10 protein-coding genes and 7 pseudogenes are annotated in these 13702 nt (G+C 44.5%); 11 read left to right on the forward strand and 6 right to left on the reverse strand.

Annotated features, from left to right (window positions below; translation table 11 throughout):
* Nucleotides 1–149: 149 nt before the first annotated feature.
* The 8 genes and pseudogenes from PKHYL_RS05050 to PKHYL_RS05085 all read left to right on the forward strand — a co-directional run bounded on the left by PKHYL_RS05050 (nt 150) and on the right by PKHYL_RS05085 (nt 4972).
* Nucleotides 150–488 (forward strand): cytochrome c-type biogenesis CcmF C-terminal domain-containing protein, encoded by a 339-nt coding sequence (locus tag PKHYL_RS05050; RefSeq protein ID WP_240366144.1) that lies wholly within the window; start codon nt 150–152, stop codon nt 486–488.
* A gap of 1 nt (nt 489) precedes the next feature.
* A pseudogene (locus tag PKHYL_RS05055) lies at nt 490–1130 on the forward strand (DsbE family thiol:disulfide interchange protein).
* 65 nt (nt 1131–1195) lie between these two features.
* Nucleotides 1196–1536, forward strand: a pseudogene (locus PKHYL_RS05060) (cytochrome c-type biogenesis protein); the annotation flags it as partial.
* 146 nt (nt 1537–1682) lie between these two features.
* On the forward strand, nt 1683–1916 hold the full coding sequence (locus PKHYL_RS05065) for a hypothetical protein (RefSeq protein ID WP_240366145.1): 234 nt from the start codon (nt 1683–1685) through the stop codon (nt 1914–1916).
* Between the two features lie 231 nt (nt 1917–2147).
* Nucleotides 2148–2615 (forward strand): hypothetical protein, encoded by a 468-nt coding sequence (locus tag PKHYL_RS05070; RefSeq protein ID WP_240366146.1) that lies wholly within the window; start codon nt 2148–2150, stop codon nt 2613–2615.
* Nucleotides 2612–2959 carry a c-type cytochrome biogenesis protein CcmI/CycH gene (locus tag PKHYL_RS05075; protein ID WP_240366147.1) on the forward strand — a complete coding sequence of 116 codons (348 nt, stop codon included), beginning with the start codon at nt 2612–2614 and terminating at the stop codon, nt 2957–2959. Before PKHYL_RS05070 ends, PKHYL_RS05075 begins: the two co-directional genes overlap by 4 nt.
* Before the next feature lie 218 nt (nt 2960–3177).
* Nucleotides 3178–3832, forward strand: a pseudogene (gene adk, locus PKHYL_RS05080) (adenylate kinase).
* Between the two features lie 213 nt (nt 3833–4045).
* A complete protein-coding gene (locus PKHYL_RS05085; RefSeq protein WP_025643743.1) occupies nt 4046–4972 on the forward strand; it encodes an IS30 family transposase in 927 nt (308 codons plus the stop codon).
* A gap of 162 nt (nt 4973–5134) precedes the next feature.
* Here PKHYL_RS05085 and secB read toward each other — a convergent pair whose 3' ends face one another.
* The 4 genes and pseudogenes from secB to rsgA all read right to left on the reverse strand — a co-directional run bounded on the left by secB (nt 5135) and on the right by rsgA (nt 8050).
* Nucleotides 5135–5587 carry a protein-export chaperone SecB gene (gene secB / locus PKHYL_RS05090; protein ID WP_058025921.1) on the reverse strand — a complete coding sequence of 151 codons (453 nt, stop codon included), beginning with the start codon at nt 5585–5587 and terminating at the stop codon, nt 5135–5137.
* A 179-nt stretch (nt 5588–5766) separates the two neighbouring features.
* On the reverse strand, nt 5767–6030 hold the full coding sequence (gene grxC / locus PKHYL_RS05095) for a glutaredoxin 3 (RefSeq protein WP_058025920.1): 264 nt from the start codon (nt 6028–6030) through the stop codon (nt 5767–5769).
* A 298-nt stretch (nt 6031–6328) separates the two neighbouring features.
* Nucleotides 6329–6785: pseudogene (locus tag PKHYL_RS05100) on the reverse strand (rhodanese-like domain-containing protein).
* Nucleotides 6786–6946: 161 nt separating this feature from the next.
* Nucleotides 6947–8050, reverse strand: coding sequence for a ribosome small subunit-dependent GTPase A (gene rsgA, locus PKHYL_RS05105; protein WP_240366148.1), 1104 nt, complete (start codon nt 8048–8050; stop codon nt 6947–6949).
* A gap of 245 nt (nt 8051–8295) precedes the next feature.
* Between rsgA and orn the strand changes: the two genes are divergently transcribed.
* On the forward strand, nt 8296–8883 hold the full coding sequence (orn, locus tag PKHYL_RS05110; RefSeq protein WP_240366149.1) for an oligoribonuclease: 588 nt from the start codon (nt 8296–8298) through the stop codon (nt 8881–8883).
* Nucleotides 8884–9000: 117 nt separating this feature from the next.
* On the opposite strand, the gene PKHYL_RS05115 is transcribed toward orn, so the two are convergent.
* Together PKHYL_RS05115 and PKHYL_RS05120 are read right to left on the reverse strand one after the other, a co-directional pair.
* Nucleotides 9001–9780 (reverse strand): UDP-2,3-diacylglucosamine diphosphatase, encoded by a 780-nt coding sequence (locus PKHYL_RS05115; protein ID WP_332835929.1) that lies wholly within the window; start codon nt 9778–9780, stop codon nt 9001–9003.
* A 237-nt stretch (nt 9781–10017) separates the two neighbouring features.
* Nucleotides 10018–10533: pseudogene (locus tag PKHYL_RS05120) on the reverse strand (peptidylprolyl isomerase).
* A 314-nt stretch (nt 10534–10847) separates the two neighbouring features.
* On the opposite strand from PKHYL_RS05120, the pseudogene PKHYL_RS05125 reads away from it, so the two are divergent.
* Both PKHYL_RS05125 and PKHYL_RS05130 read left to right on the forward strand, forming a co-directional pair.
* Nucleotides 10848–12588: pseudogene (locus tag PKHYL_RS05125) on the forward strand (glutamine--tRNA ligase/YqeY domain fusion protein).
* A 378-nt stretch (nt 12589–12966) separates the two neighbouring features.
* Nucleotides 12967–13604 (forward strand): annotated as a pseudogene (locus PKHYL_RS05130) (peroxiredoxin).
* The last annotated feature ends 98 nt before the right edge of the window (nt 13605–13702 follow it).

A 13702-nucleotide genomic window follows, 5' to 3' on the forward strand; every position in this document is an offset into this window, starting at 1 on the left:
CTCGAGTATTGAGCGTGACGTGGCGCTGGGACCAAATGATAGTGTCAATGTTCAAGGGTATGACTTTACCGTAAAGGTTTTAGCGAAATAAAGGGTAGTAACTTTGATGCCACGCAAGCTGAGGTTACGGTCAGTAAAACGGTCAAACGGTGACGACGCTACATCCCGAAAAACGTACTTATATTATCAGCACGATGCCGATGACTGAGGCGGCGATTGATGCCAGTCTTATGCGCGATGTTTATGTCGCACTTGGTGAGCCGATCGCCGAAAACAGCAACCAATGGGCATTTCGTATCTATGTCAAACCGCTAATTCGCTGGATTTGGTTAGGTGCGCTGATTATGGCATTTGGTGCATTGCTCAGTATGCTAGACAATCGTTACCGTATTAAGAAAACAGAACACCTGCGCAAATCGCTGCCAAAAATCAGGCTTTGCTACGGTGGCAGATTTGGAATCGCAAGCTATCAAGACAGGGATCAGTAATATGACGACCTCAAACAATGCACCTGATAAACAGGCTCAGCAAAGCAATAAGAATACCAAACGCAAAAGTCGCTTAAATTAGGTTTTTGATTCCGCTGGTGATTTTTGGTTTGGTTGCCATGCTGTACATGCGCTTAGGCAAACCGACGGATATCGTGACGAACACAGCACTTGAGCGCCCAGTACCGGCTTTGAGTTGCCGCTATTGTCAGATACCAGTCGTATCATGACCAATGATAATTGCCGGATAAGCCGTTTTTGATGAATATCTGGGGCTCATGGTGCCCAACTTGCATCATCGAGCATCCGTTTCTTAATGAAATTGAAGAGCGCGGTGTCAATTTGGTCGGTGTCAACTATAAAGATGATATTGGGGATGCCTTAGGATATTTGAATAAAGGCGGTGATCCGTTTTCTATGTCTATTCAGGATCTATCGGGTCAGTTTGCTCTAGACTTGGGACGACTGGTGCGCCCGAAACTTTGTCGTCGATGGTGAAGGGATCATTCGTCAGCATATTGTTGGTGAGGTCAATGAGAGCAATTGGCAAGCCGTATTGCGCCTTGCTTGATGGTGCTTAATGATGCCAATAATAATGGCGTCAGTTTAGAGCCAAGTCAGGTTGAGGAGGCGTGTCAATGATAGCATATCAAATAAAATCCGTTACGATAAAGTTAGCAAGCTTGCTTATCGCTTGTCTATTCAGTATGGCCAGTTTGCTGCTATTGACGTCTACGATTTTGACTCACCCTGTACAGCAAGAAGCTCAGTATCGTGGATTAATATCAGAAGAGCTTCGCTGCCCAAAATGCCAGAACCAAAACCTTGCAGCCTCTGATGCACCAATTGCCCAAGACTTAAAGCAAAAAGTCTATGATTTGGTCAAAGATGGTCGTAGCGATGCTGAGATTCGTGCCTATATGCAGGAACGTTATGGTGACTTTATTAGCTACAAGCCACCAGTGCGTCCATCAACATGGATCCTATGGTTTTTCCACCATTATTGCTCGTCATCTTGTTAGTAGGTTGGTTTTGGCAAAGTAAGCGACGTCAGTTGTTGCCCGTGGTCGCAAGCGGCATGACAGCAGATAATACCGCTGAGGCGCTATCTGTTGCCGGAAAAGCGGAGCTTGAGCGCTATTGTCACGTGCTGATAATAAAGACGTTCACGATATTACAAGCCTTGGGGACAAAATGACCATATTTTCTACTTTTGGCTTATTTATTGCGCTGAGCTTACTGACCGCCTTATTGCTTGCTGTTATAGCTATCAAACCATGGTTGAGAGCACCGCGTACGCATAGTAAGCCTTTGGACAATCAGCTATTAGGTATCAACGTTGCAGTATTTCGCGAGCGCTTAGCTGAGCTGAAACAGATAAAGACAGTGGCATCATTGATGAGCATCACTATCAAAATCAAAACTTGAGCTGGAACGCCAGCTTTGGATGCTCAGCGTGAAGTCGCACCTATGGTCACCCCTGGTGTCAAAAGCCGTTTGATCATTGTCTTTGGTACCTGTGCTGGCTGCAATGGCGTACTTGATGGTCGGAGATCGTACGCCCGTGTTTGATTTGGGCAAGCGAGGACAAAGTAGGACAAGTGGCTGATGACTTATTAACTGGCAAGATTGACCAGCCACCTGCTTGGGCGTTTGAAGATGGTCAATCAGTTGATTAGTGCCATGCAGACCAACGTCTATCGCCATGCGTACGATTACAATCGCTGGATGCGCCTATCAGAGTTGTTCTTATCATTAGAGGCGACCGATTCAGCACTAGAGGCCTTATCTCGTGCCTATCGTTTGTCACTCCTGAAAATGAAGAAATCGCGATTACTTACGCGCAGATTAATTTCTTTGCTAATGAAGGGTCAGTTAGACGAAAATATTCGCCGAGTGCTAGAAACTGTATTGGCCAAAACCCACAGCATGAAGGCGCTCAAATGCTCATGGCAATGGGTGAGGCGCGAGCAAATAACTTTGGATCAAGCGCAAGGTTGGATTAAACGCTTGCGTGACAGTATTTCTGCCAAACCAGGTGACCATACGCAGGCGCTATCCAGTTTAGATGAGCTCAGTGCCAATGTGACTATGCAGCAGCAACAAGCGCTGAGGGCATTGAGGTGACCGTTAAGATCAACTCAAGCCTACTGCCATTGGTCAAAGCGGATGATGTGTTGTTTGTGGCGATTCGTGATGTGAATGGTGGCCCGCCATTTGCCGCCAAACGTTTGCCAATTAGTGCGATTAAGCAGGGCGAGGCTACTATTAGCCTAAGCAATCTTGATGCGATGATGCCAGAGCGTACCCTAAGATCAGCCCGTTCTGATAAGGTTGAGTTGGCTGTCATTGCGCACATTAGTCATAGCGGTACAGCTATAGCAGAGTCAGGCGACTTATCGGGTAATCCTGTTGTGATTCGTGCTGACCAAAATCAGGTTAATGTTGAAATCAATCAACAGATTCCCTAGTATTAGGGTTAGTTATTGTGAGTATTTTTCATATAAATGCTGTTGGCCACAAAAGGCTTAGCAGTGTTATATGGAAAGATAAGTCATGGCAGCTTATGACCTTAATTAGAAAAAACTTGAGGTTTGTCAGGTCACAAGGTAAGGTGTCTTGGCAATCAGTTAATCCCTAAGTTGTAGTAATCCCAAAATCCCATTGAATTCAGGAGAGTCGTGTAATGATGCGTATTATTTTGCTAGGTCCACCAGGCGCCGGTAAAGGTACTCAAGCCCAGTTTATTTCTCAGGAATATGATATTCCGCAGATATCGACGGGTGATATGCTACGTGCTGCTATCAAAGAAGGCAGCGAGCTTGGCAAAAAAGCCAAAGATATCATGAATGCTGGTGGTCTGGTTTCTGATGACCTCATTATCAATCTCGTAAAAGAGCGTATTGCAAAGCCTGATTGTGCCAACGGGTGTATCTTTGATGGTTTTCCACGTACGATTCCTCAAGCGCAAGCCCTTGCCGATGCTGATGTTGCCATCGATCACGTGGTAGAGATTAGTGTGCCCGATGATGAGATCGTTAATCGTCTGTCTGGTCGTCGTCAACATCCAGGTTCAGGCCGTGTATATCATGTGCAGCACAACCCACCAAAGGTTGAGGGCATAGATGACGTAACGGGCGAAGCACTTATCCAGCGTGAAGACGATCAAGAAGCGACCATTCGCGACCGTCTGTCGACTTACCATGAGCAAACCTCTGCATTGGTTGGTTTTTATCAAGAAAAAAGCCGCCGAGGGCGCAGATTCACCAAACTACGATAAGTTTGATGGCACGCAAGATATCGAAGAGGTTAAGCAGCAGATTTTGTCTGCGTTAAAAGGCTAATGTTCGATTTTAGCTAATTAATTTAGCCAGTCGATGTGGTCGTTGAAGACCCTGTTTAATAGCAGGGTTTTTTTATGGCTAATATTTATATATTGGATAATTTTATCTTCCTTAGATTAACACATGAAGTGCAATACCAAATGCAAGGTGAAAAAAGACCTAGATGCGCTAGCATCAAAGTTTTTATCCACCGACCAAAGTGAGATTGCAACCATGAGCTATACACATCTAAGCCTAGGTGAACGATACCAGATTTATGCCCTTAAAGGGGCAAAACATAGTATTAATTTTATAGCGAGGGTGTTAAACAGAAGTCCCAGTACCATATCAAGAGAGCTTAGGCGTAATAAAAGCCTACGAGGTTACCGAGCAAAGCATGCTAATAACAAGGCTTGTGACAGACGGGCTAACAACGCCACAACTATTGTGACTGACCTCTGGGCATGGGTGACAGACAAGCTTAAAGAGAACTGGAGTCCTGAGCAAATATCTGGCGTTCATGCTGGTATCAGTCATATGAGCATTTATCGCTATATTTGGCGTGATAAGAGGCAGGGCGGTACATTGTGGCAGTGTCTCAGACGTAAAGGAAAACCATACCGGCAGCGTCTAACCGCTGAGACTCGAGGCCGTATCAATGACAGAGTCTCGATTCATGAGCGCCCTTGTATTGTTGAAGAACGCTCACGTATTGGAGATTGGGAAGCGGATACCGTTATCGGTCAGCATCACAAGCAAGCGATTGTCACGCTCGTTGAACGTAAAACGGGGCTGCTGAAGATGAAGCGTGTGGGTCATAAAACAGCACAGCAAGTATCAGAGGCAATGATAGAACTCTTAGCGCCAGTGAGGTTGCAGGTTAAGACCATTACCTCTGACAATGGTAAAGAGTTTGCTCAGCATAAGAAGGTGAAACAAAAGCTCTTTAGCCCTTTCTTCTTTGCCGATGCTTATGCGTCATGGCAGCGAGGAACCAACGAGAATACCAATGGCCTTATCAGAGAGTACTTGCCTAAGGGTTGTGACTTTAGACAAGTCTCTGATAATGAAATACAGGACATTGAGAACAAACTAAACAACAGACCAAGAAAACGATTAGGGTTTAAAACGCCTATGCAGGCGTTCTATAATATTAATTAGCGTTGCACTTGGTGTGTTAATCTAAGTTCTATAAAAAGCATTCAGCATATTGCTGACTCATGATTGAAAATCACCCACAAAAAAACCGCTTACTCATTATAAGTAAACGGTTTTCTCATCAAAATATATGACGCAATAGGCTCATATACCTTCAAGTATCCCTTACGCATTACCTTGGGCATCAACTTGTGCTTGTTGCTGGCTTTGCGCGTACGCTTGATCAAAGTTGACAGGGGCTAGTAGCAATTGCGGGAAGCTACCGCGCGTTACAATGTCGCTGATGACTTCACGGGCATATGGAAACAGCACGTTAGGGCAGTATGCACCCAAGATTTGACCGATTTGATCTTCTGGGATGTCTTTTAACAAGAAGATACCTGCTTGATGTACTTCAGCGATAAATGCCGCTTCTTCAGCATTTTTTGCCGTGACGCTAACGGTTAGGACGATTTGGTAATGATCGTCATCTAATTTTTCAGCATTGCTAGACAAATTGATATCAAGCTCTGGGTTCCACTCTTTGGTGAATACGCTTGCGCCTGGTACTTCAAGTGACATATCTTTTACATAGATACGCTCTAGTGCCAATTGTGGTTGTGCTTGTTCTTCAGCCATGATAAATCCTCTAAAATTAAATCAAATAATGGGTCAAACTACGATTTTAAAAAAAGCATTGTAATATAAACCAAGATCAAATCTCGATGTTTTTTATGGTTACGTCTCACTATGGCTTTTGAGTCTGCCACTGTCCATCTTCAAACCAATAAAGACAGACAGTAAAGCAAGGTAGCAGATTAACCCGCTAATAGCTCGTCAAGTTTGCCTTGCTGGTTCATTTGGTTGAGCTCATCAAAGCCACCTACAAAGGTTTCACCAACGAAAATTTGTGGCACAGTGCGATAGTTATTGGTTTTTTTCATCAGCGCTTGACGATCTTCACTACTCATGTCATGCATGCTGATTTCTTCGTAATCAACGCCTTTGGTTTTTAGTAGTTGTTTGGCGTTTGAGCAGTATGGGCAGATAGGGGTCGTATAAACTTTAACAGATACAGTCATGGTAAATCCTTATTTATAAATTTATGAGATAACAAACTTATTATAGATAGCCTGATAAATTATCATAGTCTAAGTATTGATAGAATCTGTTATCAATGAGTAAAGTGCACATGTATTCAACTGTGCTCATTACTACAGTGGGGATGAGCATGACAAATTCAAGCCGTCTTAGTTTAAAACCCTCAGTAGCAGTATAAACAGGATATAAAAAAAGACACCTATTGCTAAGGTGTCTTTTTATTTTGCTATCGTTAATCGGATGCTTTTTTTAGTCAGAAGCTATATTTTAGCCAATCTATTATTTGCTTAAACTAGGCTTGGTCTTAGCTTTGTTTTTTGATTTAGCGTCTTTTACACCAACCAATGGCATACCAGCGCCTTGCCAGCCGCCAATACCGCCCTCTAAGCGATAAACACTGTCTTTACCAATCATCTGAATCGCAGCGCCTGCTTGCACACCCATATCGCAGATAATAATCACTGGCTGCTCAATCGCACGAATCTCTGCTAAGCGGTCTTTGAGATCAGTGAACGGTATGTTGCGGCTGCCTTGAATATAGCCTGATTCAAACTTCTTCTTGGCGCGAATATCGATCAGCTGCGCGTTCTGAGAGTTGACCATCATGCCAAGGGGTGTTGGGCGATATTTTTCTACCGCTACGTTTGTTTTCAATGGTAAAAAACAGGATAGCAAGTACGGCTAATATACCAAATAAAAACGGGTGGTTGCCCACAAATTCCAGCGCACGATCCAAACCATACCTCCAAAAAAATAGGTGTTCTATTGAGCTGAGAAGCCAGCCCAATGATAGTGAACAAGGCGCTATTATACCGATAAGGTCATCTATAGTAAACGGGCGATGACACGGTCAATAATCAATCTATCATTTTGCCTTTGAAATGATGTTAATTGAGCTTAATAAAGCTTAGTATCAGCTTCCTCTCGTAGCGTCACGAGATTTTCAACGCGGCGCTGTAATACGGTACCGTCAGCCACGGCTTGCCACAGCGCGCAGCCTTTGCTGTTATGGGTATGACGACAGTCACGGAATTGGCAACTGCCAGCTAGTGGCGCCAGCTCAATAAAGCCTGAGATGATATCGTCAGGTGTGAGGTGCCAAATACCATATTCGCGAATACCTGGTGTATCGACGATACCACCTTGCGTCAAATCCTCGGGGTTAAATGGCAGCAGTCTACTAGTTGTCGTGGTGTGCTGACCAAGCTTAGAGTTTTGCGAGATGATATTGACGCTTTGACCAGACTCAGGAAGTAGGGCGTTAATAAGGCTGCTTTTGCCAACACCAGACTGCCCTGCAAAGATGACCAGCTTTTTGTCTATGTAGCGTTTTAGCTCATCGAGGCCTTCTTGCTCGTCACTCTCGGCGATATTTTCAGGGCAATCGACCGACGTCAGAACACTTTCATAACCGAGCGCAGCATATTGTGCCAATAATTCACTCGTATCGACGCCGTTTTCTTGTGCCAACAGATCGGCTTTGTTGAGGACGAGCAGTGGTTTGACGCCCGCGTGATGGCAGACGACCAGATAGCGATCGATCAAAGTAGGAGCGGCGGCAGGCAATGGCGCAAAGACGATGGCCAGAATATCAACATTGGCGGCAACAGGTTTGAGCTTATGATAACGGTCAGGGCGAGAGACCAATGAGGTACGCGGTTTGACGGCTTCGATACGGCCAAAGCCTGTGTTGGAGTCGGCACTCCAGCGCACTTGGTCACCAGCGGCTAGCATCGGCAAGTTAGTGCGTACATGGCAGCGCCAAATATCGCCGAGCGCAAGCGCTTGCCAAAATGGCTCTGGATCATCAGGCGCAATCTCTGGCTGCTCAGGTATCACCGCAGGTAGGCTTGTGACTTGTACTTCTAGTTGCTTACCGTAATGCGCCATGACCACGCCATCCATCAAGCTGTCATCGATGCTGTCTTGACTTAACAATTGCTGCTTGTCGATGCGACGAATCTGTTGTTTGGTCAGTTTGCGTTGCCGGATTAATGCCATGGGTTTTGACCTATTATAAAAATATTGCTAAGTGTAGCGTGAAAATTTGCTAACATACAGCCTAAAGCGTCTGCGGCAGACAGGGGTTTTGTAATATTGTACGACTTTATAGGTTTTCTAAACCAAGTAGCGTGTTGCAATACTGTCTGAGCACGGGTGTCTACGTGTAATACGTTTTTCAATAGTTTTTCTAAAGTTGTTTTTTTTAAAGTTGTTTTTCAAAATTATGAATGATAGGATACTTTATGGCTACCGGTGACCATCCCAATAAGATTAAAATCAAAAATCAAGGCAAAAAAGGGCTGGTGTGGATTGATTTAGAAATGACCGGACTTGATACCTTAAACGATGAGATTATCGAGATTGCCACTGTCGTGACTGACGAAGATTTGAATGTGCTTGCTGAAGGGCCTGTGTTTGCGATCAAGGTATCGGATCAAGTCTTAAATAAGATGGATGACTGGAATACCAAGCAACATGGTCAGTCAGGATTGGTCGACCGTGTGCGTCGTAGCACGATGACATTGGCGGAAGCGGAAGCTGAAACCATCAAGTTTCTGAGTAAATGGGTCGATAGTGGTAAATCGCCAATGTGCGGCAACTCTATCTGTCAAGATCGCCGCTTTATGGCGCGCCAAATGCCAGAGCTTGAGCGCTTCTTTCATTATCGTAACCTTGATGTATCGTCAATTAAAGAGCTGTGTTTCCGCTGGCGTCCTGATATCTTAAAGAACTTTGAAAAAGGGGGCAGTCATTTAGCATTGGATGATATTCGCGACTCTATTCGTGAGCTAAAGCATTATCGTCAGCATTTCTTTAAATTGATGGATTAGATAGCGAGCGATAAGCAGTTCAAGATTGTAGTAAACGTAAAAGGGTCTGTTGAACTATCAACAGACCCTTTTTTAACTGAAGAGATATTTCTTAAGATACGTTGTCTAAAACGCCATTCAGCGAATAAAAAATTCAAACTCAAATAATCCAAACTCAGCATCATCACTGCTTAAATTATTACTATTCAAACGGTCATTTGAATACTCGTCGTCTGTCACTGCACCAATTACAGCGCTTACTTTCGGCTGGCGAGTGTCTTTATCTAGCAAGCGCCAATCACCAAGCACGTAGCGCTTTTTATCAGCAGTCGCCTGATGAATATCTGGACGATGCGTATGTCCGTGCAATAAAGCATCGCTGTCAGTAATGGCCTGACGTACGGCCTCATCATTCACATCCATGATATAAGCCGCTTTAGTAGCATTGTTCTGCTGGCTTTTTTTGCGCATGTTGTCTGCGATGGCTAAGCGTTTCTCTAACGACTTATTAAGCAGATACCACTGAGTCAGGCGGTTGCGCATAATTTTGCGAAAGAGTTGATATTTCTTATCATCGGTACAGAGTGCGTCACCGTGCTCTAAACGATAATTCTGCTGACCAACAGTCAAAGTATACGGCTCGCTTATCAGCTCACCACCGAACAGATTGCAAAACGGCTGTCCTAACAAAAAATCGCGATTGCCGTGCATGACTAATATTTCACAGCCATTGATACGTAGCTGTTTTAGCTTTGCAATCAATGGGGTTAGCCAATGCGCCATCTGCTCGTCTTCTGACCTTTTTCCTTTTAATAGGGACAAATACATATCATCACCCAGCCATACCTCAAACCAGTCGCCCAATATAAAGAGGCGTGTAAGCGCAGGCAGAGCAAGACAGTCATCGAGCAGCGCCAAAAAAGCCTGCACTAAGGCAGGCTCTGAGGCGATAAATGCAAATCGCTAATCAATACTTGCCGCACTTGATGAGGGCGGGTCGTGATTAAGTGATTAAAACGTTGCATTTATCTTGATCCTCGTGACTTATCGTATGGCGAGCATTACTTAGTAAGTTCTACTAGAAAATGCTCGCTCATTCACAGCTATCGCTAAGTAACTATTACTGACTACTGACTAGCTGCTATTGAATGACTATTACTGAGTAATGATGGTTGCTGAGTTGATAACAACTGGCTCTTTTGGCACATCAGCATGCATGCCGAAACGACCAGTTGGGACGCCTTTCATTTTTCGATCACATCCATACCGCTGGTGACTTTACCAAATACAGTGTAACCCCAACCTTGCATGTTTTTGCCAGTGTGGTTTAAGAAATCATTGTCTTTTACGTTGATGAAGAACTGGCTAGTCGCTGAATGCGGATCTTGGGTACGCGCCATTGCGATAGTACCTTTGTCGTTTTTCAAACCATTGTCCGCTTCGTTTTCGATAGGCGCGTTGGTTGGTTTTTCATTCATCTCAGCGTCCATTCCGCCGCCTTGAATCATGAAACCATCAATAATGCGATGGAAAATCGTACCGTCATACTGACCAGATTTTACGTAGTTCAAAAAGTTTTCTACGGTCTTTGGCGCTTTTTTCTTCGTTGAGTTCGATAACGATCGCACCCATATTGGTGTCAAGTTCTACTACTGGTGGCATGTCTACCATGGGATATTCCTTTTTGATTGCAGCGCCTTAAATGACGCTGTCAAGTGGTGGTTAAAAGTTGGTTGTTAAAAAGTTACGGGTAGTCTAACGGCTTTTTTATCCCGTGTCATGTATCAGGCTGTTAATGCGTTTGCAAAAGCTGATAGAATAACGCAACTTTAGCCATTTTTGATCAGCTTTGACAAATTGTGATAATGCGGACGCGTTATCTGAGTTTTTATATCCCAATTTATTTTAATAATTTATTTTGAACGTTTTGTGATGCGTGATGGCACGTATCACAAATTGACAATTTGCGTTAGGAGCAATATCCGATGAGTGAGCACTCAAGCAACAATGCACAAAAAGACGAAGTAAAAAACGACTTTATTCGTAATATCATTCGTGACGATGTCAATGCGCAAAGATACCAGCAAATTGTCACACGTTTTCCGCCTGAGCCAAATGGCTACTTGCACTTAGGTCACGTAAAATCTATCTGCCTAAACTTTGGTGTGGCCAAAGAGTTCGGCGGTGTGTGTAACCTGCGTTTTGATGACACCAACCCAACTGCAGAAAAACAAGATTATATTGACAATATCGAAAATGATGTGAAATGGCTCGGTTTTGAGGTGGGCAGGCGAGGCGTATCACGCGTCAAGTTATTTTGATCAGCTACATGCATGGGCAATACAGTTAATCGAGCAAGGCGATGCCTATGTCGATTTGCAAACGCCTGAGCAGATTCGCGATAACCGTGGTTCATTCAATGAAGCGGGAACGCCATCTCCGCAGCGTGATGCCAGTGTCGAGGAAAACCTAGCCCTTTTTAATGATATGAAAGACGGTAAGTACGCTGAAGGTAAGGCGGTATTGCGCGCCAAGATAGATATGGCAAGCCCGAACATGAACCTGCGTGACCCTGTCATTTACCGCGTGATGCATCAATCTCATCATCAGACTGGTGATAAATGGTGCATTTATCCGATGTATGACTTTGCGCATCCACTCTCTGATGCGCTCGAAGGTATTACCCATTCACTATGTACGCTTGAGTTTGAAGACCATCGTCCATTCTATGATTGGGTCATCGCCAAGATCGGCTTTGATGTACCGCCACACCAATATGAGTTTAGCCGCTTAAACGTGGATCACACATTGACCAGTAAGCGTAAACTCAAGCAGCTCGTTGATGAAGGTATCGTGAGTGGTTGGGACGATCCCCGTATGCCGACTATCGCTGGTATGCGCCGCCGTGGTTATACGCCAGCGGGCTTGCGTGACTTTTGTGAGCGTGTGGGCGTGACCAAAGCCGATAGCGTGGTTGATTTCCGTTTACTAGAGTTTAGCGTTCGTCAATCGTTAGAGACGACTACTGGTCGCGGCATGGCGGTACTAAAGCCATTAAAAGTGACGATTACTAACTTTAGCGAGGCGGTTAGTAGCTGGGAGTCGCAAAAAGCCGATAGTGTTAATGCGCGTTTTGACGATGCCACGCAGACCCTTTGGTTGACGCAGCCGAACCATCCTAACGTCGATATGGGTGAGCGTGAGATTCCGTTTACCGAGACTTTGTATATCGATCAAGGTGATTACGAGATTGAACCGCCAGCAGGCTACAAGCGTCTGTCTCCAGAAAAGCCAGAGATTCGTTTGCGTAACACTTACGTGCTAGCCGTCACTGAGCATATCACTGATGAAAATGGCAATGTTGTTGAGTTAAAAGCGACAATTGATCCCGCAACGCTAGGCAACAATCCTGAAGGCCGTAAGGTGAAAGGGGTGATTCATTGGGTATCAGCCAGTCAAGGTGTACCAGCGACCGTGCGCATGTATGAGCAGCTATTCAGTGCTGAAGACCCAAGTGGCGTCGCTGATGTCCATCAAGCACTAAACCCGGACTCGCTCACTGAGCTGGATGCTGTCGTTGAGCCATCTTTAGCCCATGCTGATGCTGGTACGCGTTTCCAGTTTGAGCGTGAAGGGTACTTTATCACCGATAGTGAAGATCATAGCACGGATAAGCCAGTCTTTAACCAAATCGTTAGCTTGCGCGATAGTTATAAGCCAGCTTAATGCATAGCCTTTGAGCTTGCCCTTAGGGCTTAACGTCAAATTATTATGTCAAATCATTGTTCTTTTATACTCACCCATCTCTAGTGCGCTAGGGGTGGGTTTTTTATGAACTTTGCTTGTGGGATACAGGCATGGTAGTTTAATGCGCTATGCTACCTATATACTGGTTTATTTAGTGATAAATGGAATAAACGCATTACAATCCTTCACAAGACATTCATAACCAGTTTGGTACTATAAAGTGAGTTTTATTGATGCACTAGACGGGATAAGCAAATGATCAAACCGTCTCGCACATTGCAATAATCGGTTTATAATAATAGTGCGCATAAGACAGTAAGCTCAGCGCTCATCATTCATATAAATAAGGAATTTAGTATGGCACATTTACGTTTAGGCGACACCGCACCAAACTTTGATGCAAGCACCACAGAGGGTGATATTAATTTTTATGATTGGGCGGGTGATAGCTGGGTGGTATTGTTTTCGCATCCTGCCGACTATACGCCAGTTTGTACTACTGAGCTTGGCCGCACCGCTGCATTGGGCGGTGAGTTCCAAAAACGCAATGTCAAGCCGATTGCTTTGTCAGTGGACGGCTTAGAAGATCACAAAGGCTGGGTCAGCGACATCGAAGAGACACAAGGCGCTGCGGTGAAATTCCCTATCATTGCAGACTCTGATCGCACGGTTGCGGATTTGTATGATATGATTCACCCAAATGCTGATAACACCGCGACAGTTCGCAGCGTGTTTATCATTGATCCAAATAAAAGGTGCGTCTAACACTGACGTATCCGGCCAGCTGTGGTCGTAACTTCGATGAAATTATCCGTGTTATTGATGCGCTACAACTATCGGATGAATATAACATCGCGACGCCTGTAGATTGGAAGGACGGTGATGACGTAATCATTCCACCAAGTGTCAAAAACGAAGATATTGCTGCCAAATACCCAAAAGGTCATAAAGAAATCAAGCCGTACCTACGTACGACCCCAGCCCCTAATAAATAACTGGACTGGTTGCATAAATATGATTAAATAAAGCCCCGTGACTTAAAGTTATGGGGCTTTTGCTATTTTTACCTCATGAGTAATAAGCCTTTGCCATG

It is taken from the genome of Psychrobacter sp. KH172YL61 (assembly GCF_007182895.1).
GTDB classification, from domain to species: Bacteria; Pseudomonadota; Gammaproteobacteria; order Pseudomonadales; family Moraxellaceae; genus Psychrobacter; species Psychrobacter pacificensis.

Excerpts from the sequence above, each read along its gene's own strand:
- PKHYL_RS05065 (WP_240366145.1), top strand. The coding sequence starts at position 1,683 with ATGACCATATTTTCTACTTTTGGCTTATTTATTGCGCTGAGCTTACTG.
- PKHYL_RS05070 (WP_240366146.1), top strand. The coding sequence starts at position 2,148 with ATGGTCAATCAGTTGATTAGTGCCATGCAGACCAACGTCTATCGCCAT.
- PKHYL_RS05085 (WP_025643743.1), top strand. The coding sequence starts at position 4,046 with ATGAGCTATACACATCTAAGCCTAGGTGAACGATACCAGATTTATGCC.
- secB (WP_058025921.1), bottom strand. The coding sequence starts at position 5,587 with ATGGCTGAAGAACAAGCACAACCACAATTGGCACTAGAGCGTATCTAT.
- grxC (WP_058025920.1), bottom strand. The coding sequence starts at position 6,030 with ATGACTGTATCTGTTAAAGTTTATACGACCCCTATCTGCCCATACTGC.
- rsgA (WP_240366148.1), bottom strand. The coding sequence starts at position 8,050 with ATGGCATTAATCCGGCAACGCAAACTGACCAAACAACAGATTCGTCGC.
- orn (WP_240366149.1), top strand. The coding sequence starts at position 8,296 with ATGGCTACCGGTGACCATCCCAATAAGATTAAAATCAAAAATCAAGGC.